This window comes from Pseudomonas sp. PK-RTE-24, from assembly GCF_054052265.1.
Genome location: NZ_CM133224.1, coordinates 1783022 through 1805583, shown reverse-complemented (window position 1 = coordinate 1805583; position 22562 = coordinate 1783022). Strand labels below are relative to the sequence as shown.

The following is a 22562-nucleotide window of genomic DNA, read 5'->3' as shown; positions in this document are numbered from 1 at the left end:
GTCTCCTTGTGGATTCGAATTACTGGGCTTGGGAGCTTTGGGCCACAGCGGCCGGCGGGGTCCAGATCACATCCTTGATGCTCAACGGCTTGGGAATCAGCTTGAGCTGGAAGAACGTGTCGGCGATTTTCTGTTGCGCAGCGACCACTTCCGGGGTCAGGAACAGCGCGCCGTAGCCCTGGCGTTTCACCGAGGTCAGGGTGATGTCCGCCGGCAGGCCGAGCAGCGGCGCGACCTGTTGCGTCACGTCTTCGGGATTGGCTTTCGACCATTCACCAACCGCGCGCACCTCTTCGACGAGGGTCTTGATCACCTCGGGATTTTTCTGCGCGTAAGGTTTTGTGGCCAGATAGAACTGATGGTTGTCGACGATGCCTTTGCCGTCGCGCAGGGTGTGCGCTTGCAGTTGTTTCTCGGCAGCGGCCTGATACGGATCCCAGATGACCCAGGCGTCGACACTGCCACGTTCGAACGCAGCGCGAGCATCGGCCGGCGGCAGGAACACGGTCTGAATATCGCTGTACTTGAGGCCGGCGTCTTCCAGTGCACGCACCAGCAGGTAGTGCACGTTGGAGCCTTTGTTCAGGGCGACTTTCTTGCCTTTGAGGTCGGCCACCGATTTGATCGGCGAGTCTTTCGGCACGAGGATCGCTTCGCTGTTCGGCGCTGGCGGTTCATAGGCGACGTAGAGCAGATCCGCGCCAGCGGCCTGGGCGAAAACCGGTGGAGTTTCGCCGGTCACGCCGAAATCGATCGAGCCGACGTTGAGGCCTTCGAGCAGCTGCGGGCCGCCGGGGAATTCCGTCCATTGCACGTCGACGCCTTGCGCCGCCAGACGTTTTTCGAGCGTGCCTTTGGCTTTCAGCAGCACCAGCGTGCCGTACTTCTGATAACCGATCCGCAATGTCTCGGCTTGAGCTTGGGTGATGGCGCCGAAGGTGACAGCCGCAGCAAACAGAGCGACCAGACCACGACGCAAAAATACAGTGCGCATAGCGCTCTCCTTTTTGCTGTTGGGTTGTGGCTGCACCTGCTTGCCCGTTGGCGGGCGAGTAAGGCCAGTACTTCAAATTTCGATAAGGCTTAAATGCTCCAGCGAGCACTCAACAAACGTTCGTTCAGCAGGCCTGGCTCCAGCGGTTTCGGCCGGCGCGCCATGGCGCCGATGAACTGGTCCAGGGCCTCGTGTAACCGTTGCTCCAGGGCCGGCGCCAGTTGCGCGGCGGCACTGCCTTCGCCGTAAGCGATCTGGCTGTCCTCGGCGAAAATGCCCTGAAGCATCTCTTGGGCCTTGAGTGCCGACAGCACAGGCTTGAGGGCGTAATCGACCACCAGCATGTGGGCGATGCTGCCGCCCGTGGCCATCGGCAAGACAACCTTGTGGTTCAAAGCACGCTCGGGGAGCAGATCCAGCAGGGTCTTCAGCGCTCCGGAAAACGAGGCCTTGTAAACCGGCGTGGCGATCAGCAGGCCATCGGCGTTTGCGATCTGTTGCAGCAGGTCGAGGACCTTCGGACTGTCGAAGCGCGCGTGGAGCAGATCCTCGGCCGGGAAGTCCCGCACCTGATAACTCACCACTTCCACCCCTTGCTGTTGCAACCAGCGTTGCGAACGCTCCAGCAGCACCCCGGAACGGGAGCGCAGGCTGGGGCTGCCACCGAGTGAGACGACCAGCATTGCAGATTCCTTTAAGCGTTACAGGCGATTCGCAGGCTGCGATCTCGCTTCAATGGCAGTGACCTTACCAGCTGATTTATATATCCATAAATCATATTTATTCATTTGGTTATGCGTTTAAGAAATATGAAGATAAGCAGAATCCAGGCGAAAAAAAAGGCCGTCGAAACGGCCGAAATTCCCCTGCGTTGTGATTCTGGATTCTCAAGTGCCTGGACTGACGCCTTCGCGAGCAGGCTCGCTCCCACAGGGGAATGCATTGCAAATGTGGGAGCGAGCCTGCTCGCGAAAGCGGCGGTGACTGCACCACAAATCTTATTTGTTCGGCTGCGGCGTCAGGCGCAGGTAGGGCTTCACCGCGCGATAGCCTTTTGGGAAGCGCTGCTTGATCTCGTCTTCGTCCTTGAGCGACGGCACGATCACCACTTCTTCACCGTCCTGCCAGTTGGCCGGGGTGGCGACTTTGTAATTGTCGGTGAGCTGCAGCGAGTCGATCACCCGCAGGATCTCGTGGAAGTTGCGCCCGGTACTCGCCGGGTAGGTGATGGTCAGGCGAATCTTCTTGTTCGGATCGATGACGAACAGTGAACGCACAGTCAGCGTGTCATTGGCGTTCGGGTGGATCAGGTCGTAGAGATCGGAGACCTTGCGATCGGCATCGGCCAGGATCGGGAAATTGACGATAGTGTTCTGGGTTTCGTTGATGTCCTCGATCCACTTGTGGTGCGAGTCCACCGGGTCAACCGACAGCGCGATGGCCTTGACGCCGCGTCGGCTGAATTCATCCTTGAGCTTGGCGGTGAAACCCAGCTCGGTGGTGCACACAGGAGTGAAGTCCGCCGGATGGGAAAACAGCACACCCCAGCTATCGCCCAGCCATTCGTGGAAACGAATCTTGCCGGCGCTGGAATCCTGTTCGAAATCGGGGGCGATGTCGCCGAGTCTGAGGCTCATGGTGCTGCTCCTGATGAGGGATGGGAGACAACAACTGTAGCTCGGGATCAATCAGTGTGAAAAAGAATAAATAACTAGATATCTAGATCATTAGTGAATATTAAACATCTGTTCATTGGACACCAGACGGCATCGCGACGAACATCCAACCAAGGTTCGAGAAGGCCTTGAGTTGCAGCAAAGAGGGAAATCGAGAAAGGCTTACGGGGGTGAGCCTGACTCGAAACGCAAAAGCCCCGTCCGGCGCGATGCCGGACGGGGCTTTTTTTTGCTTCAGTTACTTGGTCGAGCTGTTACAGCAGCGGGATCGAGTAGCTGAGGATCAGGCGGTTTTCATCCTGGTCGCGTTGACCGGCGATGTCGGTGCGCCAGGTAGCGTTTTTCCACATCACGCCAACGTTCTTCAAGGGGCCTTCTGGAACAACGTACGCCACGGTCAAATCGCGCTCCCACTCGGAAGCGCCATTCGAGGTCTGGACGCCACGAGCGTAGGTATCAACGTTGTCACCACGCAGATAAACCATGCCAGCGGTCAGGCCAGGCACGCCAACCTTGGCGAAGTCGTAGGAGTAGCGTGCTTGCCAGGTGCGCTCGCCGGCACGGTTGAACTTCTGGATCTGCATGTCGGTGATGGTGTAGTTAGACGAGCCGTCGCCCTGGTTCAGCCAAGGGAAGTCGCTGCTGCCATTACTCACCTGATAGCCGCCACCAAAGGTGTGACCGGCAACGGTGTACAGGAACAAGCCGCTGTACAGATTGTTGTCGACCTTACCTTTGCCGTTACCCAGCGAACTGTTGCCGTACGCACCGTTGCTGAAGTAGTCCGAATCGTTGCCATTGCGGCCGTCATCGGAGCTATTGAAGTACCGGAAGTCGGACTTCAACACACCTGGGCCAATCGACCAGTTATGCACCAGACCCAGGAAGTGTTGCTTGTAGAAGTTTTCCAGGTTGCCGTAGTAGTACTGGGCCGTCAGATCCTTGGTGATTTTGTAGTCACCACCGGCGTAGATGAACTTGTTGCTGTTTGTGGTACGCGCAGTTGCGCCACCGATCGACAGCTGTTCATTGTTGCTGGAGTTACGACCTTTCACGTGCTCGATCTGGCCACCGACCAGAGTCAGGTCCTTGATCTCGCCGGAAGTGATCTGGCCACCCTGCCAGGTTTGCGGCAGCAGACGACCGTCGTTGGTGACGATGACCGGGTTCTTCGGCTGCAGGGTACCCAGCTTCAGCTCTGTCTGGGAAATTTTGGCTTTGGCCGTCAGGCCCAGGCTGGAGAAGTTATCAACAGCTTCGCCATTGGATTCGCTTGGGAAAACCGTGCCGCCATAGGAGGTCGAGGTCGAACCAGCGGTACCGCCACCCGAATCCAGGCGAATGCCCAGCAGGCCAATGGCATCGATACCGAAGCCAACAGTGCCTTGGGTGTAACCGGAAATGAAACGCAGATCGAAGCCTTGGCCCCATTCTTCGTTGCGACTTGGTTCGGCAGTGCCGCTACGGTTATCAGTGTTGATATAGAAGTTACGCAGACCCAGAGTAGCCTTGCTGTCTTCGATGAAACCGGCGGCGCCTGCCTGCTGCGCCATAACCCCAACGGCCACAGCCAGGGCCAAGGTGGACTTGTTCATGTATCGCTCCTCTCGTTCTAATTCTTGTGTTCCTGGTTCGGGGTCGATTTGCCCTGAATCCTAAGATTCGCGATTAGCGCCAGACCGTGACTGCCAAGTCAATCGTAACCTTGTATGTCTACGACCATCGTCTAATCGCGAGTGATTTGGTCCCTGCAGCGTAAAGACTTCCTGATAATCCCAAAAAGAATTTATTCGTCCTTTTTCATGCCATTCAGGCATATGGCCCATTAATGGCCATCCGCGCCGGGAAACAGCGTATCGGCGCCTAAGCTCATTCCTAAATGGTATTTGCTGACCTTTTTTTAGATCGATTAGCTTTGCCGTACTCCCAACACGGCAAATCCCATCGAAAAGGCGACGCATCATGGCGAAACGCGCACTATCAAGTCAATTTGTTACAGTTTGTGTGTCGGCACTGTTTTCTTTTTCCGCACATGCCGCCGGTCTGACGGTCGGCTACCAGACCGGGATCGATCCGAGCAAAGTGCCGCAGGCCGATGGTGTCTATGAAAAAACCATCGGCGAGAAGATCGACTGGCGTCGTTTCAACAGCGGCCCGGAAGTCGTCACTGCCATTGCTTCTGGCGACGTACAGATAGGCAACCTTGGCTCAAGTCCCCTGACAGCAGCTGCTTCACGCAATCTGCCGATCGTGGCGTTCATCGTTTCGGCACAGATCAATGCCGCCGAAGCATTGGTGGTGCGCAACGGCAGCGGCATCGACAAACCGCAGGACCTGATCGGTAAAACCATCGCCACACCGTTCGTGTCCACCTCGCACTACAGTCTGCTTGGGGCGCTGAAGCACTGGGGCCTGAATACCTCGCAAGTCAAAGTGGTCAACCTGCAACCGGCGGAAATCGCCGCCGCGTGGAAGCGTGGCGACATTGATGGTGCGTTTGTCTGGTCGCCGGCGCTAGGCGAGATCCGCAAGACCGGCAAGACCCTGACCGACGCCGCCCAGGTCGGCCAGTGGGGTGCGCCAACCTTCGAGGTGTGGGTGGCGCGCAAAGACTTTGCCGAGAAGCATCCCGAAGTGGTGGCCAAGTTTGCCAAGGTCACCCTGGAATCGTTCGCTGATTACGCGGCACACAAAGACAGCTGGACGGCCGACTCGGTGCCTGTGCAGAAAATCGCCAAATTGACCGGTGCCAACGCAGCAGATGTACCGGAACTGCTGGCCGGTTCGGCGTTCCCGGATGCCAAGGCGCAGCAAAGCACGGCGCTGCTGGACGGCGGCACCGCCGAGGCCATTGCCGAAACGGCGAAATTCTTGAAGGAACAGGGCAAGGTCGAGACAGTGCTGGCGGATTATTCGCCGTACGTCAGCGCCAAATTCATCACTGACTGAATGCAGAAAGTGGCGAGGGGATTTATCCCCGTTGGACTGCACAGCAGTGCCCCAGCGATTCCAAGTGAAACCACAGGGGGCCGCTACGCGACCCAGCGGGGATAAATCCCCTCGCCACAGACCTCGCTGTTGTTCAGAGGGTCTTTTCGAAGATCTTCGAATTACGCTGATAGTTGTACAGCGACGCCCGCGCCGCTGGCAGGCGTTCGACGCTGCTTGGCTCGAAACCGCGCTCGCGGAACCAGTGCGCGGTGCGCGTGGTGAGTACGAACAGGGTTTTCAAACCCTGCGCCCGCGCGCGGGTTTCGATGCGTTCGAGCAACTCGTCGCCGCGTCCGCCGTGGCGGTATTCCGGATTCACCGCCAGACACGCCAGTTCGCCAGCATCGGAATCGGCAATCTGATACAGCGCCGCACAGGCGATGATCATGCCTTCGCGCTCGACCACGCTGAACTGCTCGATCTCGCGCTCCAGCACTTCCCGCGAGCGGCGTACCAGAATGCCCTGCTCTTCCAGCGGACTGATCAGGTCGAGCAAACCGCCGACGTCTTCAATCGCCGCTTCGCGCACCAGTTCGAACTGCTCCTGCGCCACCAGCGTACCGCCACCGTCACGGGTGAACAGCTCGGTCAGCAGCGCACCATCTTCGGCGTAACTGACGATATGGCTGCGCGCAACGCCGCCTCGACAGGCTTCGGCGGCGGCATCGAGCAATTCCGCTTGATAGTTGCTCATGCCCAGACGCTGCAAATGTGCCGGCACTTGTTGCGGGCGCAGTTCGCGCACCAGTTTGCCGTTTTCGTCGATCAGGCCGAGCTCGGCGCCAAACAACAGCAGCTTGTCCGCGCCCAGATCAATCGCAGCGCGGGTGGCGACGTCTTCGCAGGCAAGGTTGAAGATCTCGCCGGTCGGCGAATAGCCCAGCGGCGACAACAGCACGATCGAGCGCTCATCGAGCAGGCGATTGATGCCCTTGCGGTCGACCCGACGCACTTCGCCGGTGTGGTGATAGTCGACACCTTCCAGCACACCGATCGGCCGCGCGGTGACGAGGTTGCCGCTGGCCACGCGCAGACGCGAGCCCTGCATCGGCGACGAGGCCATGTCCATCGACAGCCGTGCTTCGATGGCGATGCGCAACTGGCCGACCGCATCGATCACACACTCAAGCGTCGCGGCATCGGTGATGCGCATGCCGTGATGGTAATGCGGGGTCAGGCCACGGGCGGCGAGGCGGGTTTCGATCTGCGGGCGCGAGCCGTGCACCAGCACCAGACGCACGCCCAGACTGTGCAGCAAGACCAGGTCGTGGACGATATTGCCGAAATTCGGATGCTCGACGCCGTCGCCGGGAAGCATGACGACGAAGGTGCAATCGCGGTGGGCATTGATGTAAGGAGACGCGTGGCGAAGCCAATTGACGTATTCGGGCATGAACCTGGGCCTGTAATAAAGAGCAGCCGAAAAAAGGGGCGAAACGAAAAACGCACAGCGGGCTGATGGTTATCGTCGGAACAGGCTTGGCGACACGCGCGCTCTCCTCATGAATACGGGTTGTGGTGCAGGCAATTTACCGGGTTGATGCAAGACATTTAACCCTGTGGGAGCGAGCCTGCTCGCGAAAGCGGTGGATCAGGTTCATCAATGGCGACTGACAAAACGCTTTCGCGAGCAGGCTCGCTCCCACACAGGGCCGTCATCGTTCGTCTGTCGTCAGGCAGTAATGTTCAATCAACTGCCGAATCAGATGCACGGTAGGCTGCAAACGTGACATTTCAAGGTACTCGCCGGGTTGATGCGCGCAGGCAATGTCGCCGGGGCCGAGGACGATGGTTTCGCAGCCGAGGCGCTGAAGATAAGGCGCTTCGGTGCCGAACGCTACTGCTTCGGCGCGATGGCCGGTGAGCTTTTCAGCGATGCGCACCAGTTCGGCATCTTCGGACTGCTCGAACGGCGGCACTTCCGGGAACAGCGGTTTGTAATCGATTTTCACCTTATGCCGCTCGGCCACCGGGTTGAGCTTGCGCAGGATTTCCGCGCGCAGCAGGCTCGGGTCCATGCCCGGCAGCGGCCGCAGGTCGAATTCCAGCGAGCACTGGCCGCAGATGCGATTGGGATTGTCGCCGCCATGAATGCAGCCGAAGTTCATCGTCGGTTGCGGCACGCTGAACTGTGGATTGCTGAATTCACGCTGCCACAACAGGCGCAGACCGCGCAGTTCGCCGATCGCATCGTGCATCGCTTCAAGGGCGCTGCGGCCCAGGCGCGGATCCGACGAATGGCCGCTCTGCCCGAGGATGTCGATGCGCTCCATCATGATGCCTTTGTGCATGCGAACCGGCTTGAGCCCGGTCGGCTCGCCGATCACCGCCGCGCGGCCCAACGGTTGCCCGGCCTCGGCCAGCGCGCGGGCGCCGGACATCGAGCTTTCTTCGTCGCAGGTGGCGAGGATCAGCAATGGCTGTTTGAACGGCTGATCGAGCAGCGGCCGCACGGCTTCGATGATCAGCGCGAAGAAGCCCTTCATGTCACAACTGCCCAGCCCGACCCAGCGACCATCGACTTCAGTGAGCTTCAGCGGATCGGTCTGCCACAACGCGTCGTCATAAGGCACGGTGTCGCTGTGCCCGGCCAGCACCAGGCCGCCGGGGCCGCTGCCGATACTGGCGAGCAGATTGAATTTGCCGGGGCTGACCTGCTGGATATCGCAGCTGAAACCCAGGTCACCGAGCCAGCACGCCAGCAGATCAATGACGGCGCGGTTGGACTGGTCCAGGTTCGGTTGGGTGCAGCTGACCGATGGCGCGGCAATCAGCGCGGCGAACTGGTCTTGCATGGACGGCAATGGCATCACTGACTCCAGGTCCCGGATTGAGGCCCACTATAGAACCATCCGGCGCGCGGAATAAACCGCCGCAGGGCGTAGGAAGTTTGACTCCTGTACACTGCACGGCCTTGGCAGCCACACATTCCCCCGGCTGCGCTCCCGATTCTGGATGTTCCGGCCATGCAAAAAGAAACTGAAATCAAACTCCGCGTCAGCCGCGAAACCCTCGCTGCCCTGCGCGAGCACCCGCTGCTGAAGAAACGCAACAAAAGTGGCTGGGAACGCCGTGAGTTGATGAACCAGTACTTCGACACCCCCGAGCGCGACCTCGCCCAGGCCAAGGTCGCCCTGCGCCTGCGCAAGGACGGTGACGAAGTGATTCAAACTCTCAAGACCCGTGGCCAGAGCGTCGCCGGTCTGTCCGAGCGTAACGAGTACGACTGGAAACTGCCGAAAGCCAAGCTCGACGTGAAGAAACTCGACGGCGAATGCTGGCCAGAGTCGCTCGCCGAGCTGGACAAGAAAACCCTCAAGCCGATCTTCACCACCGATTTCGTCCGCGAGCGCGCCGAAATCGCCTGGGGCCGTGGCAAGACCAAAGTAGTCATTGAAGCCGCGCTGGATCTCGGTCACGTGGTGGTCGGCAAGCAGAAAGAAGAAATCTGCGAGCTGGAACTGGAGCTGCGCGAAGGCGAGCCTGCCGCGTTGCTGGAACTGGCTGCCGAACTGGCCGAAACCCTGGCGCTGATGCCATGCGATATCAGCAAGGCCGAGCGCGGTTATCGCCTGCACGACGCCAACAGCTACTCGCTGAGCCTGCCAGCGCCGCAGCTGACCACCGAAACCCGTCTCGACGACGCCTTCGCCGCGCTGAGCTGGCATCTGCTCGGCAGCAGCCAGCGTCTGGCCGAACAATATCGCTTCAACGGCCACTGGCGTCTGCTGCAGGACTGGGTCGAGAACCTCGCGGAAATGCGCGCCCTGCTCAGCAGCCTCGGCCAGGCTGCGCCGCGTCAGTCGACCCACGATTTGCGCGTGGCCCTCGATGCCTTGCTGGAAGACTGGCGTCCGCTGGTACAGGTCGGTATCGAAGACGAAGACGTGCGCAAGGCCGCGCCGGAGCAGTTCCTCGAAGAACTGGAAGACCCGCGCTGGGGCCAGTTCTCGCTGAACGCTTCACGCTGGCTGCTGGCCCGCACCTGGACCGCCGACCGCAACACTCGCGGTAATCGTCAGGGTGACGCGCAACTGCACAGCTGGCTGCCGCGTCTGCTCGGCGAAGAAGCCACTGCTCTGCAGCTGCAACGCTATCAGCAGCAGCCGGAAGATCTCGCTGAACAACTGCCGCGTATCGAACGCATTCAGGTCTGGTTGCACCATGCGCGCAACGTGCTGGACATCCCGGAAATGGATCGCCTGTACGGTGAGCTGAACAAACTGGCGCAACTGGCCAACGAGCCGACCATCACCGACGAACTGCTCGATGCACGCAAGCATCAGGCAATTGCGGTGTACCAGAACCGCGCCTGGAAAATCCTCCTGCGCAGCTAAACACCTTCCCACCTGATCGTTCCCACGCTCTGCGTGGGCACGATCAAGCGGGGTCTGCTGCGCAGCCCAGCGGGGATAAATCCCCTCGCCACAAAGGCCATCCGCACTAGACCGGCAGGCTGGTGGTGGACTTGATTTCAGAAAGCGCCACGATCGAATTCACTTCCTGTATCCCCGGCACCAGCGACAGCTTCTCGAAGAAGAACCGCTCGTACGCCTCGATGTCCGCCGCGACTATGCGCAACATGAAATCCACAGCGCCCATCAGCACATAACACTCCAGCACTTCCGGAAAGCCGCGAATCGCCTCGGTGAATTCAGTGAAGTTCGAACGCCCATGAGCGTTGAGTTTGATCTCGGCAAAGATCTGCGTGTTCAGGCCGATCTTCTTGCGATCCAGCAAGGTCACCTGACCGCGAATAATGCCCTCCTCCTTCATCCGCTGAATCCGCCGCCAGCACGGCGATTGCGACAAGCCGACCTGCTCGGCGATCTGCGCGCTCGACAGCGAAGCGTCTTCCTGGAGCAAGGCGAGGATCTTGCGGTCGTAGGCATCAAGTTCGCTGTGCATAAAAAATCCTCAATGATCAGCTTTCACGAATCAACTCTTTCGATAAATCCGTTCAGACGCCGATCATAGCCAAGAAATACCCCGCACCGAATGTAAAAATTTCTCCACTGATCTGGAGATTTGCCATGCCGCATCTTGAAGCCGTGAACAGCGCGCCTGCCCGCGCCGATGTCTGGAACGTCAACAACGCCCACTGCCTGGCGCAATACCGGATCCTCGCCGAGGCCGAGCCGGACCTGCTGGTGCGGGTGCTGAATCTGTTCGCCTTGCAGTTTCTGACCCCGGAGCAGGTCAACGTTCAGCGCCAGGACGATCTGCTGTCGATCGACCTCCTCATGAGCGGCCTGAGCTGGCATCGCGCGCAGGTGATCGCGGAGAAACTGCGCAACCTGATCAGCGTCTGCGCGGTGGACCTGCACAACGCCGACGCCGCGTGGCAAGCGCCCGCCCAGGCGGCCGGCTGACAAATCCGGCAACGGCTTCGTCGGGTAGTGGCCCAACGGTCAGCGGGGCCACGACTATCCTTTTGCGCATGACGCTCAAAAAGGAAAGCCGCATGTCCGTTCAATTTGTCACTCAGGACCGCTGGCTCGACCTCAACGATGTATTACGGGAACTGGTCGCCCAAGGCTTCATCTGTCAGGACGCTGCGGAACAGGCGCTCAATGCCCGCCGCCGCCAGGCTGCTCACGGGCAGATGCATCCGCTGGAGTTCATCGCCAGCCAGCAACTCGACGACCTCAGCCGTCCGGGCAAACATCTGGATCTGGAAAGCCTGACCCTGTGGCTGGCGCAACAGGCCGGTCAGCCGTATTTGCGCATTGATCCGCTGAAAATCAATGTCGCGGCGATCACGCCGCTGATGTCCTATGCCTTCGCGCAACGGCACAAGATTCTCGCCGTCGCCGTGGACCGCGATTCGGTCACCGTGGCCAGCGCTCAGCCCTACGTCAGCGGTTGGGAAGCCGACCTGACCCACGTGTTGAAGCTGCCGATCAAACGCGTTGTGGCCAACCCGGTCGACATCCAGCGCTTCAGCGTCGAATTCTTTCGTCTGGCCAAATCGGTCAGCGGCGCCAGCAATGCCGACGCCCAGGGCGGCAACCTCGGCAATTTCGAACAACTGCTCAATCTCGGCGCCAGCGACCAGGAACCGGACGCCAACGACGCGCACATCGTCAACATCGTCGACTGGCTGTTCCAATACGCCTTCCAGCAGCGCGCCAGCGACATCCACATCGAACCGCGCCGCGAGCACGGCACCGTGCGCTTTCGCATCGACGGCGTGCTGCATAACGTCTATCAATTCCCGCCGCAGGTGACCATGGCGATCGTCAGCCGCCTGAAAAGCCTCGGTCGCATGAACGTCGCGGAAAAGCGCAAACCCCAGGATGGCCGGGTCAAGACCAAGACCCCGGACGGCGGCGAAGTGGAATTGCGTCTGTCGACCCTGCCGACGGCGTTCGGCGAAAAAATGGTCATGCGGATTTTCGACCCGGAAGTGCTGCTGAAGAATTTCGACCAGTTGGGTTTCAGCGCCGACGACCTGCGCCGCTGGCAGGACATGACCCGCCAGCCCAATGGCATCATTCTGGTCACCGGGCCGACCGGTTCGGGCAAGACCACCACTCTGTACACCACGCTGAAAAAACTGGCGACGCCGGAGGTCAACCTCTGCACCATCGAGGACCCGATCGAAATGGTCGAGCCGGCCTTCAACCAGATGCAGGTGCAGCACAACATTGAGCTGACTTTCGCCGCCGGGGTGCGCGCGCTGATGCGACAGGACCCGGACATCATCATGATCGGCGAGATCCGCGATCTGGAAACGGCGGAAATGGCGATTCAGGCCGCGCTCACCGGGCACTTGGTCCTGTCCACCCTGCACACCAACGACGCGCCGAGCGCCATCAGCCGTTTGCTCGAACTCGGTGTGCCGCATTACCTGATCAAAGCCACCGTGCTCGGCGTTATGGCTCAGCGTCTGGTGCGCACTTTATGTCCGCACTGCAAGGCGCCGCTGACGCTCGAAGATGAAGACTGGCAAACCCTGACCCGGCCCTGGCAGGCGCCGCTGCCGAGCAATGCGCAACGGGCGATCGGATGCCTGGAATGCCGCGACACCGGCTATCGCGGGCGCGCCGGCGTGTACGAAATCATGCAACTGAGCGACAGCCTCAAAGCATTGATCACCCCGGATACCGACCTCACCGCGATCAGGCGTCAGGCCTTCAAGGAAGGCATGCGCAGCCTGCGCCTGTCCGGCGCGCAGAAAGTCGCGGCGGGGCTGACCACGGTGGAAGAAGTGCTGCGGGTGACGCCGCAAAGTGAGTTGAAATAATTCAGCACGGAACTGGATCGGGGGATCGGCTATCCAACCCCGTAGTCAATCCCAGGAGTCACCTCATCATGCGTCTCAAACTCGCTGTCGCCACCTTGGCCCTGCTGTCGCTTCCCGTTGGTTCGGCCATGGCGGACAGCTTTTGGCGTAACGTCATCTCCTCCGGCGCCACCACCGGCTCGACCTACCTGACGTTCAAGGATCACAAGCTGATCGTCGCCGCCCAGGACGACGCCGGCAGCTTCGTCGCCAGCGACGGCGGCATCCGTGGCCCGTACCTGGAAGCAGCGATGCAGAAAGTACGCGCCGACAACCCGGGCCTGCAGGCTTCGGACATGGAACTGGCGAACGCGATTCTGGCGAAGAACGCCGTGGCGTCCGAGTAAGCCTCGCACCCTCAAAAATGCCGCTCGATCGAGCGGCATTTTTTTGCCCGTCTTCTGAAACCGATACAAAACCCTGTGGGAGCGAGCCTGCTCGCGAAAGCGGTGAGCCAGTCACCGAAAATGCTGGCTGGACGATTGCTTTCGCAAGCAGGCTCGCTCCCACAGGGACGGCGGTGGATTTAGAGATCAGCGGTAATCATCCACCGGGACACACGCGCAATACAGGTTGCGATCCCCGTAAACGTTGTCCACCCGATTCACCGCCGGCCAATATTTGTGCAATCGAGTGTGCGCATCCGGGGTGATGGCCTGTTCGATGCTGTACGGCCGTTCCCAGATCCCAGTGACATCGGCCAGCGTATGCGGGGCGCGTTTGAGCGGGTTGTCTTCGCCCGGCCAGTTGCCCTTCTGCACTTCATTGATCTCGGCGCGAATGCTCAGCATCGCCGCGATGAAGCGGTCGAGTTCTGCCTTGGATTCGCTCTCGGTCGGCTCGACCATCAACGTACCGGGCACCGGGAAGGACATGGTCGGCGCGTGGAAGCCGTAATCCATCAGCCGCTTGGCAACGTCTTCCTCGCTGATGCCGGTCTGCGCCTTCAGTGGGCGCAAATCAAGAATGCATTCATGCGCCACCCGGCCGTTGCGCCCGGCGTAAAGCACCGGGAATGCCCCGGATAGATGCTGCGCCAGATAATTTGCCGCCAGAATCGCCACCTCACTGGCGTCCGCCAGTTGCGGGCCCATCATGGCGATGTACATCCAACTGATCGGCAAAATGCTCGCACTGCCCCACGGCGCTGCGCTGACTGCGCCGTTCTGCGCCAGCGGCCCGTCAATCGGCACCACCGGATGGTTGGCGACGAACGGCGCCAGATGCGCACGAACGCCGATCGGCCCCATGCCCGGCCCGCCGCCGCCATGGGGAATGCAGAAGGTCTTGTGCAGATTCATGTGCGACACGTCGGCGCCAATGTCCGCCGGTCTGGCCAAGCCGACCTGGGCATTGAGATTGGCGCCATCCATGTACACCTGGCCGCCGTGATGGTGAATCACTGCGCAAATTTCGCTGATGCCTTCCTCGTAAACGCCATGGGTCGACGGATAGGTCGCCATCAGGCACGACAACTTATTCCCAGCCTCTGCGGCTTTCAGCTTCAAGTCTTCCAGATCGACGTTGCCCGCCTCATCGCATTCGACAATCACCACACGCATTCCGGCCATCTGCGCCGAGGCCGGGTTGGTGCCGTGGGCCGACGATGGAATCAGACAGATGTCCCGAGCGCCCTCCCCTCGGCTCTCGTGATATTTACGGATCGCCAGGAGCCCGGCGTATTCGCCCTGGGCGCCGGAATTGGGCTGCATGCAGATAGCATCGAAACCGGTAATCGCGCAGAGCCAACCCTCAAGTTCTTCGATCATCAGTGTGTAACCGACAGCCTGCTCCCTCGGCACGAAGGGATGCAGATTGGCGAACTGCGGCCAGGTGATCGGGATCATTTCGCTGGTGGCGTTGAGCTTCATCGTGCAGGAACCGAGCGGAATCATCGACTGATTGAGCGCCAGATCCTTGTTTTCCAGTTGTTTGAGGTAACGCAGCATCTCGGTTTCGCTGTGGTGAGCGTTGAACACCGGATGTTGCAGGTACGGCGTGCTGCGCTGGAGTTCGTCGGGAATTCCCGAGGCGATGTCCTCCGCATCAAGCGCATCAACGCTCAGGCCGTGATCGGCGCCGAGCAGCACATCGAACAGCTTCGCCACGGTGTGTTCATCACAGGTCTCGTCCAGACTCAGACCGACGCGGCCGCGACCAAGAATGCGCAGGTTGATCTGCGCCGCCTGAGCGCTTTCGATGATCGCCGTTTGCGCACCGCCGACCTCCAGGGTCAGGGTGTCGAAGAACTGCTCGTTGAGCCGTTTGATACCGTTGCGCTTGAGTCCCGCGGCGAGGAGGCAGGTCAGGCGATGCACGCGCTGGGCGATACGCTTCAAGCCCTCGGGGCCGTGATACACCGCATAACAGCTGGCGATATTGGCCAGCAGGACCTGCGCGGTGCAGATGTTCGAATTGGCTTTCTCGCGGCGGATGTGTTGCTCGCGGGTTTGCAGGGCCATGCGCAGCGCGACGTTGCCGCGAGCATCTTTCGATACACCGATGATCCGCCCCGGAATCGCTCGTTTGTACTCCTCGCGGCTGGCGAAAAACGCCGCGTGCGGGCCGCCATACCCCATCGGCACACCGAAACGCTGGGACGAACCGAACACCACATCGGCACCCAACTCACCCGGCGGCGTCAGCACCAGCAGGCTGAGCAAATCGGTAGCGACGCAGGCCAGGGCCTGTTGTGCGTGCAGGTGGTTGATCAAGGGTTTGAGATCGCGGATTTCGCCGTGGGTGTCGGGGTATTGCAGCAGCGCGCCGAACACCTCGTGCTGCGCCAGGTTATCCACCGCGTCGACGACCAGCTCGAAGCCGAAACCTTCGGCGCGGGTCTGCACCACGGAGAGGGTTTGCGGATGGCAGTTTTCATCCACAAAAAACAGATTGCTCTTCGACTTCGCCACGCGCCTGGCCAACGCCATGGCTTCGGCCGCTGCGGTGGCCTCATCGAGCAGCGAGGCGTTGGCCAGTTCCAGGCCGGTGAGGTCGATGGTCAGCTGCTGAAAATTCAGCAGGGCTTCGAGCCGGCCCTGGGCGATCTCTGGTTGATATGGGGTGTACGCGGTGTACCAGCCGGGATTTTCCAGCACGTTACGCAGAATGACGGTCGGCGTGACGGTGCCGTGATAGCCCATGCCGATCAGGCTGGTGAACAGCTGATTCTGCTCGGCATAACCGCGCAGTTTCGCCAGCGCAGCCTGTTCGTCGAGTGCCGGCGGCAGATCCAGTGCGCGATTGAAGCGAATGCCCGGCGGCACGGTCTGCTCGATCAGCTCGGCACGACTGCCCAGGCCCAGGCTGTCGAGCATCGCCTGCTGCTCGGCGGCATCCGGGCCAAGGTGGCGGCGCAGGAAGGCTTCGGGATCGCGTAACTGGCTCAGGGACGGCGACTGGGACATGACGGGCTCTCCTGGCTGGCGCTTGGCGTCAATCGACACGGTCAAACCAGCATAGCAGGCGAATTTTCAAGATCACGCCGCCCCTGTGGGAGCGAGCCTGCTCGCGAAAGCGGTGTTTCAGAAACCTTGGCATTGACTGATATGGCGCTTTCGCGAGCAGGCTCGCTCCCACAAAGGGATATTCGTCGCCCATAAAAAAGCCCCGACGAATCGGGGCTTTGGGTGTTGCCGGCAACTTACTCGCCGATTGCAGCCTTGTACCCAGCAGCATCCAGCAGCTTGTCCAGCTCGGCCTTGTCGCTTGGCTGGAGCTTGAAGATCCACGCGCCGTACGGGTCATTATTCAGCTCTTCTGGCGAGTCGGTCAGCGCCTCGTTGATCGCGATGACTTCACCGCTGACCGGGGCGTAGATGTCGGAGGCGGCTTTCACCGACTCGACCACGCCGGATTGATCACCGGCGGCGAACACCTTGCCGACTTCGGTCAACTCGACGAACACCACGTCGCCCAGCGCTTCCTGCGCGTGATCGCTGATGCCCACGGTGACGGTGCCGTCGGTTTCCAGACGCGCCCATTCATGACTTTCGGCAAAACGCAGTTCGGCAGGGATATCGCTCATCTTCGGTTCCTCGGAAATTGGTCAGCGGTCATACCCGCCAGAAAAGGTTAGATCAAGGTTTTGCCATGGCGCACGAAGGTCGGTTTGACCACTCGCACCGGGTACCACTTGCCACGGATTTCCACTTCGGCGCGGTCGGCAGTCGCCATCGGTACACGCGCCAGGGCAATCGATTTGCTCAGCGTAGGAGAGAAACTACCACTGGTGATCTCCCCTTCGCCAACATCGGCGATGCGAACCACTTGGTGAGCGCGCAAAACCCCGCGTTCTTCCAGCACCAGACCGACCAGCTTGTGCGCTACGCCCGCGGCATTTTCCGCCTCCAGCGCCGCGCGACCGATGAACTGCCGCGAGGCCGGCTCCCAGGCGATGCTCCAGGCCATGTTCGAGGCCAGCGGTGAAACGTCCTGATGAATGTCCTGACCGTACAGGTTCATTCCGGCCTCGACACGCAAGGTGTCGCGAGCGCCAAGGCCGATCGGCGAAATACCGGCACCGACCAGGTCGTTGAAGAAACCCGGCGCCTGATTGGCCGGCAGGCAGATTTCCAGGCCATCCTCGCCGGTGTAACCGGTACGCGCGATGAACCAGTCGCCGTCGATGGCGCCTTCGAAAGGTTTGAGTTGCTGGATCAGCGTGGCGCGCGACTGGGTGACCAGTTCGGCAATCTTGTGCCGGGCCTGCGGGCCCTGGATGGCGAGCATCGCCAGCTCGGCGCGCTCGTGCAGTTGCACGTCGTAGGCGCCGAGCTGGGCGTTCATCCAGGCCAGATCCTGATCGCGGGTCGAGGCGTTGAACACCAGCCGGTACGCGTCGTCGAGGCGATAGACGATCATGTCGTCGACGATGCCGCCGCGCTCATTGAGCATGGTGCTGTACAACGCCCGGCCGGGGCGGTGCAGACGTTCGACGTCGTTGGCCAGCAGATGCTGGAGCCAGGCCTTGGCCTGGGCGCCGGTGACATCGATCACGGTCATATGGGAAACATCGAACACCCCGCAATCGCGGCGCACTTCGTGGTGCTCCTCGACCTGCGAGCCGTAATGCAGTGGCATGTCCCAACCGCCAAAATCGACCATCTTCGCGCCGAGCGCGAGGTGCAGGTCATACAGAGGCGTACGCTGTCCCATGGGTTTCTCCTTCCGGGCGTGGCGAGGGTGCGGACCGCCGCTATACGGCTGAAAGCCTTGATGGATAAGGCTTGCAGCCGATTCCAGCGCACGGGTCTGTCAGACGAACCGCACCGAATGCCGCGCATTGTAGCCGCATGATGTAGGACTGACGACTAAGTGTTTCGATGCGCCGAACGTCGAATCAATCCGATCACCGGCAACAACCCGACCAGCACCAGGGTCAATGCCGGCAACGAGGCGCGCGCCCATTCGCCTTCGCTGGTCATTTCAAAGATGCGCACCGCCAGCGTGTCCCAGCCAAACGGGCGCATCAGCAGGGTCGCGGGCATTTCCTTGAGCACATCGACGAACACCAGCAACGCCGCACTCAAAGTGCCGGGCAGCAAGAGCGGCAGATACACTTTGAAAAACAGTCGCGGCCCACTGACACCCAGGCTACGTGCCGCTTCGGGCAAAGATGGCCGTATACGCGCCAGACTGCTTTCCAGCGGCCCGTAAGCGACAGCGATAAAGCGCATCAGATACGCCATCAGCAAAGCTGCGAGACTGCCGAGCAGCAATGGTTTGCCCGCACCGCCAAGCCAGGCGGAGAGCGGAATCACCAGTTCACGATCCAGATAACTGAAGGCAAGCATGATCGACACCGCCAGCACCGAACCGGGCAACGCGTAGCCGAGATTGGCCAGGCCGACCCCGGAGTTGATGGCTTGGGTCGGTGCCAGGCGCCGGGCAAACGCCAGCAACAGCGCAACGCTGACGGTGATCAGCGCCGCCATCGCGCCCAGGTACAGCGTGTGCAGAATCAGTCCGGCGTAGCGCTCGTCCAGATCGAAACGCCCACGCTGCCAGAACCACACGATCAGTTGCAGCACCGGGATGACGAAGGCGCAGGCGAACACCAATCCACACCAGCCTGTCGCCGCGAACGCCTTGAGCCCGCGCAGGTGATACAGCGCCTTCACCCGTGGCCGCTCGTTGCTGGCCCGATTCGCCCCGCGTGCACGGCGCTCGCCGTACAGCACCAGCATCACCACCAGCAGCAACAGACTGGCCAGTTGCGCAGCGCTGGGCAGGCTGAAGAAGCCGTACCAGGTCTTGTAGATTGCCGTGGTGAAGGTGTCGAAATTGAACACCGACACCGCGCCAAAATCGGCGAGGGTTTCCATCAGCGCCAGCGCCACGCCCGCGCCAATCGCCGGACGCGCCATCGGCAGCGCAACCCGCCAGAACGCCTGCCACGGCGACTGGCCCAGCACCCGCGCCGCTTCCATCAAACCTTTGCCCTGAGCCAGAAACGCGGTACGCGCCAGCAGATAAACGTAGGGATAAAAAACCAGCACCAGCACCACGATCACCCCGCCGGTGGAACGCACCCGTGGCAGGCGCAGGCCGCTGCCGAACCATTCGCGCAACAGGGACTGCACGGGCCCGGCGAAATCCAGCAGGCCGACGAAAACGAACGCCAGTACATACGCTGGAATGGCGAAGGGCAGCATCAGCGCCCAGTCGAGCCAGCGCCGACCGGGAAATTCGCAGAGGCTGGTCAGCCAGGCCAGGCTGACACCCAGCAGAGTCACGCCGACACCGACGCCGAGGATCAGCGTCAGGGTATTGCCGAGCAGACGCGGCATCTGGGTTTGCCACAGGTGCGACCAGATCTGCTGATCGATGGTTTGCCACGACAGCAGCAACACGCTCAGGGGCAACAACACCAGCGCGGCGATGGCGAAGACGATGGGGTACCAGCGGCGTTGGGCGGGGTGGGCCACTTTTGGGTCTCTGGAGGGATTGGGGTGTTCTTGGAATGCGTATTTCAGGTTGGGATTGCTGCCCTCACCCTAGCCCTCTCCCGGAGGGAGAGGGAACTGACCGAGGTGCTCATGCAAACTACATCGACCTGAGATATTGAGTCGAACTCAAGTTTCGAAAACAACACAAGTTGGCTCCCTCTCCCTCCGGGAGAGGGCTGGGGTGAGGGAGCGATCTTAGATCAACAGTTACACGAAACGCCTCAGTTCCACCCCGCCCGATCCATCATCCGGATCGCCTCAGCCTGACGTTTACCCGCCACCTCAACCGGCAACGTATCAGCAACAAACTTGCCCCACGCCGCCACTTCTTCCGATGGCGCCACCGCCGGGTTGGCCGGGAATTCCTGATTCACATCAGCAAAAATCTTCTGCGCCTCAGGCGTGGTCATCCATTCGACCAGCGCCTTGGCCGCTTCCGGGTGCGGTGCATGCTTGGTCAGGCCGATGCCCGACAGGTTCACGTGCACACCACGATCGGCCTGATTCGGCCAGAACAGCTTCACCGGCAGTTCAGGCTTTTGCTTGTGCAGGCGACCGTAGTAGTAGGTGTTGACGATGCCGACATCGCACTGCCCGGCGTTGATCGCTTCCAGCACTGCAACGTCATCGGAGAACACGTCAGTGGAGAGGTTGTTGACCCAGCCCTTGAGGATTTTCTCGGTCTTCTCGGCGCCGTGGACTTCGATCATGGTCGCAGTCAACGACTGGTTGTAGACCTTCTTCGCCGTGCGCAGGCACAGGCGGCCTTCCCAGTTCTTGTCGGCCAGCGCTTCGTAGGTGGTCAGTTCGCCCGGCTTCACCCGCTCGGTGGAATAGGCGATGGTCCGTGCGCGCAGGCTCAGGCCGGTCCAGGCGTGGGTGGACGAGCGATATTGCTGAGGAATATTGGCGTCGATGGTTTTCGAGGTGAAAGGCTGCAGAATGCCCATCTGCTCGGCCTGCCACAGGTTACCGGCATCGACGGTGAGCAGCAGGTCGGCGGTGGCGTTTTCGCCCTCGGCCTTGATGCGCTGCATCAGCGGCGCTTCCTTGTCGGTGATGAACTTGATCTTCACCCCGGTCTTGGCGGTATAGGCATCGAATACCGGTTTGATCAGCTCATCAATGCGCGACGAGTACACCACCACCTCATCGGCGGCCTGGGCAGTGGTGCTGCCGATCAGGGTCAAGGCCAGTGCGGTCAGAAGACGCTTGGGTGCCAACATGGGAGTGGTCTCACGGTCGGGAAAGGTGGGCCAAATGATAAGGACTCACATTTGCCTTCTCAATCGAACACTGGGGGAAGGAGTTACCAGATGTTGCACAGCTCAAAACTGCGGCGAGTGGGCGGACGCTTTCGCGAGCAGGCTCGCTCCCACATTGGAATGCATCTCAACTGTGGGAGCGAGCCTGCTCGCGAAGGCCATCAGCCTCAATGAGGCGGTCAGGGCTTTGCCAGAGCTGGAAGATCCCCAGTCAACCCCAGCGCCTCGCGCACAAACAGCGCCTTCGCCTCGGGCATCTGCTCGACCAGTTTCAACCCGGCATTGCGCAACCAGCGCAGCGGCAGGGGGTCGGCCTGGAACAACCGCTCGAAGCCTTCCATCGCTGCCATCAGCGCCAGATTGTGCGGCATGCGCCGACGCTCGTAGCGGCTCAGCACCTTCACGTCCGCCAGTCGCTCACCGCGCTGATGCGCTTGCAGGAGCACTTCCGCCAGCACGGCGGCATCGAGGAATCCAAGGTTCACACCCTGCCCCGCCAAGGGGTGAATGGTGTGCGCCGCATCACCGATCAAGGCCAGGCCCTCAGCGACGTAGCGCTTGGCATGGCGCTGACGCAGCGGCACGCACAGACGCGGATCGGCGCTGATCACTTCACCGAGGCGCCCTTCGAACGCTCGCTCCAGCTCAGCGCAAAACGCAGTCTCCTCGAGCGCCATCAAGCGCTCGGCTTCAGCCGGTGTGGTCGACCAGACGATCGAGCACCAGTCCTGCTGACCATCACGCTCCAGCGGCAAAAACGCCAATGGCCCGTGATCGGTAAAGCGCTGCCAGGCGGTTTTGCGGTGCGGCTGGCTGCAGCGCACGCTGGTGACGATGGCGTGATGCAGATAATCCCACTCGCGAGTCGCCACGCCCGTCAGACGGCGCACAGCAGAATTGGCGCCATCGGCCGCGATCACCAGCGGCGCGCGCAAGGTGCGGCCGTCGGCCAGGGTCAGCAGCCAGTCATCGCCGGAGCGACGCATCTGCTCCAGCCGCGCATTGGCCAACATGCCGAGGTCGCAATCATGTAAACGCTCGAGCAGCGCATCCTGGACCACGCGATTTTCGACGATGTGGCCGAGCACATCGGCATGCACGCTGCTCGCCGAGAAATGAATCTGCCCGGTGCCGCTGCCGTCCCACACGTGCATGTCGGTGTACGGGCTGCTGCGCCGCTGGGCGATGCCGTCCCAGACACCGAGGCGCTCGAGAATACGCTGGCTCGCCGCCGACAATGCACTGACGCGCGGTTCGAACGCCGCTTCGGCAGCGAAGGGTTTGACACTCAGCGGGCTACCGTCGAGCAACAGCACTTCCAGCCCACTGTCCTGTAACGCCAGCGCCAGGGCGCTGCCGACCATTCCGGCTCCGACAATCAGCACATCTGCGCGCATT

Annotated in this window: 18 protein-coding genes; 5 read left to right on the top strand and 13 right to left on the bottom strand. The window is 60.9% G+C overall.

The features are described from left to right. Window positions 1-19: 19 nt before the first annotated feature. The 4 genes from ACV8MC_RS07965 to ACV8MC_RS07950 form a co-directional block, all read right to left on the bottom strand. Window positions 20-994 (bottom strand): sulfonate ABC transporter substrate-binding protein, encoded by a 975-nt coding sequence (locus ACV8MC_RS07965; RefSeq protein WP_041476876.1) that lies wholly within the window; start codon window positions 992-994, stop codon window positions 20-22. Window positions 995-1083: 89 nt separating this feature from the next. Beyond that, on the bottom strand, window positions 1084-1677 hold the full coding sequence (gene ssuE, locus ACV8MC_RS07960; protein ID WP_016772651.1) for an NADPH-dependent FMN reductase: 594 nt from the start codon (window positions 1675-1677) through the stop codon (window positions 1084-1086). Window positions 1678-1992: 315 nt separating this feature from the next. Beyond that, window positions 1993-2631, bottom strand: a complete 639-nt coding sequence (locus tag ACV8MC_RS07955) for a peroxiredoxin (protein ID WP_041476878.1) — start codon at window positions 2629-2631, stop codon at window positions 1993-1995. A gap of 293 nt (window positions 2632-2924) precedes the next feature. Continuing rightward, the gene (locus tag ACV8MC_RS07950; RefSeq protein ID WP_457264960.1) at window positions 2925-4265 is read right to left on the bottom strand and encodes an OprD family porin; all 1341 of its coding nucleotides are present in this window, start codon (window positions 4263-4265) and stop codon (window positions 2925-2927) included. Window positions 4266-4629: 364 nt separating this feature from the next. Between ACV8MC_RS07950 and tauA the strand changes: the two genes are divergently transcribed. Continuing rightward, a complete protein-coding gene (tauA, locus tag ACV8MC_RS07945; protein WP_457265542.1) occupies window positions 4630-5619 on the top strand; it encodes a taurine ABC transporter substrate-binding protein in 990 nt (329 codons plus the stop codon). 133 nt (window positions 5620-5752) lie between these two features. Here tauA and argA read toward each other — a convergent pair whose 3' ends face one another. Together argA and argE are read right to left on the bottom strand one after the other, a co-directional pair. Then, on the bottom strand, window positions 5753-7054 hold the full coding sequence (argA, locus tag ACV8MC_RS07940) for an amino-acid N-acetyltransferase (protein WP_016772647.1): 1302 nt from the start codon (window positions 7052-7054) through the stop codon (window positions 5753-5755). Between the two features lie 262 nt (window positions 7055-7316). Further along, the gene (gene argE / locus ACV8MC_RS07935) at window positions 7317-8471 is read right to left on the bottom strand and encodes an acetylornithine deacetylase (RefSeq protein WP_457264958.1); all 1155 of its coding nucleotides are present in this window, start codon (window positions 8469-8471) and stop codon (window positions 7317-7319) included. Between the two features lie 156 nt (window positions 8472-8627). Here argE and ACV8MC_RS07930 point away from each other — a divergent pair, with 156 nt between their 5' ends. After that, complete coding sequence (locus ACV8MC_RS07930; protein WP_041476882.1) at window positions 8628-9998, top strand: CYTH domain-containing protein; 1371 nt, start codon at window positions 8628-8630, stop codon at window positions 9996-9998. Between the two features lie 106 nt (window positions 9999-10104). Here ACV8MC_RS07930 and ACV8MC_RS07925 read toward each other — a convergent pair whose 3' ends face one another. Then, the gene (locus tag ACV8MC_RS07925) at window positions 10105-10569 is read right to left on the bottom strand and encodes an Lrp/AsnC family transcriptional regulator (protein ID WP_024014730.1); all 465 of its coding nucleotides are present in this window, start codon (window positions 10567-10569) and stop codon (window positions 10105-10107) included. A gap of 125 nt (window positions 10570-10694) precedes the next feature. On the opposite strand from ACV8MC_RS07925, the gene ACV8MC_RS07920 reads away from it, so the two are divergent. The 3 genes from ACV8MC_RS07920 (at window position 10695) to ACV8MC_RS07910 (ending at window position 13296) form a co-directional block, all read left to right on the top strand. Then, window positions 10695-11033, top strand: coding sequence for a hypothetical protein (locus ACV8MC_RS07920; protein ID WP_375122849.1), 339 nt, complete (start codon window positions 10695-10697; stop codon window positions 11031-11033). 92 nt (window positions 11034-11125) lie between these two features. Next, window positions 11126-12910, top strand: coding sequence for a GspE/PulE family protein (locus ACV8MC_RS07915; protein ID WP_256807838.1), 1785 nt, complete (start codon window positions 11126-11128; stop codon window positions 12908-12910). Window positions 12911-12975: 65 nt separating this feature from the next. After that, window positions 12976-13296: a DUF2388 domain-containing protein gene (locus tag ACV8MC_RS07910; RefSeq protein WP_172667868.1), complete on the top strand. Its 321-nt coding sequence runs from the start codon at window positions 12976-12978 to the stop codon at window positions 13294-13296. Window positions 13297-13482: 186 nt separating this feature from the next. On the opposite strand, the gene gcvP is transcribed toward ACV8MC_RS07910, so the two are convergent. The 6 genes from gcvP to ACV8MC_RS07880 all read right to left on the bottom strand — a co-directional run bounded on the left by gcvP (window position 13483) and on the right by ACV8MC_RS07880 (window position 22561). After that, on the bottom strand, window positions 13483-16356 hold the full coding sequence (gene gcvP, locus ACV8MC_RS07905; protein WP_457264955.1) for an aminomethyl-transferring glycine dehydrogenase: 2874 nt from the start codon (window positions 16354-16356) through the stop codon (window positions 13483-13485). 236 nt (window positions 16357-16592) lie between these two features. Beyond that, a complete protein-coding gene (gene gcvH, locus ACV8MC_RS07900; protein ID WP_095181284.1) occupies window positions 16593-16976 on the bottom strand; it encodes a glycine cleavage system protein GcvH in 384 nt (127 codons plus the stop codon). Window positions 16977-17023: 47 nt separating this feature from the next. Beyond that, window positions 17024-18106, bottom strand: coding sequence for a glycine cleavage system aminomethyltransferase GcvT (gcvT, locus tag ACV8MC_RS07895; RefSeq protein WP_457264953.1), 1083 nt, complete (start codon window positions 18104-18106; stop codon window positions 17024-17026). 155 nt (window positions 18107-18261) lie between these two features. Then, a complete protein-coding gene (locus ACV8MC_RS07890; RefSeq protein ID WP_457264952.1) occupies window positions 18262-19878 on the bottom strand; it encodes an ABC transporter permease in 1617 nt (538 codons plus the stop codon). A gap of 242 nt (window positions 19879-20120) precedes the next feature. Then, window positions 20121-21125: an extracellular solute-binding protein gene (locus ACV8MC_RS07885; protein ID WP_110599906.1), complete on the bottom strand. Its 1005-nt coding sequence runs from the start codon at window positions 21123-21125 to the stop codon at window positions 20121-20123. Window positions 21126-21343: 218 nt separating this feature from the next. After that, entirely contained in the window at window positions 21344-22561 is a 1218-nt protein-coding gene (locus ACV8MC_RS07880; protein WP_236167917.1) for a 2-octaprenyl-3-methyl-6-methoxy-1,4-benzoquinol hydroxylase, read from the bottom strand. Between the last annotated feature and the right edge of the window lies 1 nt (window position 22562).

Coding starts and splice junctions, on each gene's coding strand:
- ACV8MC_RS07965 (WP_041476876.1), bottom strand. CDS start 994: ATGCGCACTGTATTTTTGCGTCGTGGTCTGGTCGCTCTGTTTGCTGCG.
- ssuE (WP_016772651.1), bottom strand. CDS start 1,677: ATGCTGGTCGTCTCACTCGGTGGCAGCCCCAGCCTGCGCTCCCGTTCC.
- ACV8MC_RS07955 (WP_041476878.1), bottom strand. CDS start 2,631: ATGAGCCTCAGACTCGGCGACATCGCCCCCGATTTCGAACAGGATTCC.
- ACV8MC_RS07950 (WP_457264960.1), bottom strand. CDS start 4,265: ATGAACAAGTCCACCTTGGCCCTGGCTGTGGCCGTTGGGGTTATGGCG.
- argA (WP_016772647.1), bottom strand. CDS start 7,054: ATGCCCGAATACGTCAATTGGCTTCGCCACGCGTCTCCTTACATCAAT.
- argE (WP_457264958.1), bottom strand. CDS start 8,471: ATGCCATTGCCGTCCATGCAAGACCAGTTCGCCGCGCTGATTGCCGCG.
- ACV8MC_RS07930 (WP_041476882.1), top strand. CDS start 8,628: ATGCAAAAAGAAACTGAAATCAAACTCCGCGTCAGCCGCGAAACCCTC.
- ACV8MC_RS07925 (WP_024014730.1), bottom strand. CDS start 10,569: ATGCACAGCGAACTTGATGCCTACGACCGCAAGATCCTCGCCTTGCTC.
- ACV8MC_RS07920 (WP_375122849.1), top strand. CDS start 10,695: ATGCCGCATCTTGAAGCCGTGAACAGCGCGCCTGCCCGCGCCGATGTC.
- ACV8MC_RS07915 (WP_256807838.1), top strand. CDS start 11,126: ATGTCCGTTCAATTTGTCACTCAGGACCGCTGGCTCGACCTCAACGAT.
- gcvP (WP_457264955.1), bottom strand. CDS start 16,356: ATGTCCCAGTCGCCGTCCCTGAGCCAGTTACGCGATCCCGAAGCCTTC.
- gcvH (WP_095181284.1), bottom strand. CDS start 16,976: ATGAGCGATATCCCTGCCGAACTGCGTTTTGCCGAAAGTCATGAATGG.
- gcvT (WP_457264953.1), bottom strand. CDS start 18,106: ATGGGACAGCGTACGCCTCTGTATGACCTGCACCTCGCGCTCGGCGCG.
- ACV8MC_RS07885 (WP_110599906.1), bottom strand. CDS start 21,125: ATGTTGGCACCCAAGCGTCTTCTGACCGCACTGGCCTTGACCCTGATC.
- ACV8MC_RS07880 (WP_236167917.1), bottom strand. CDS start 22,561: ATGCGCGCAGATGTGCTGATTGTCGGAGCCGGAATGGTCGGCAGCGCC.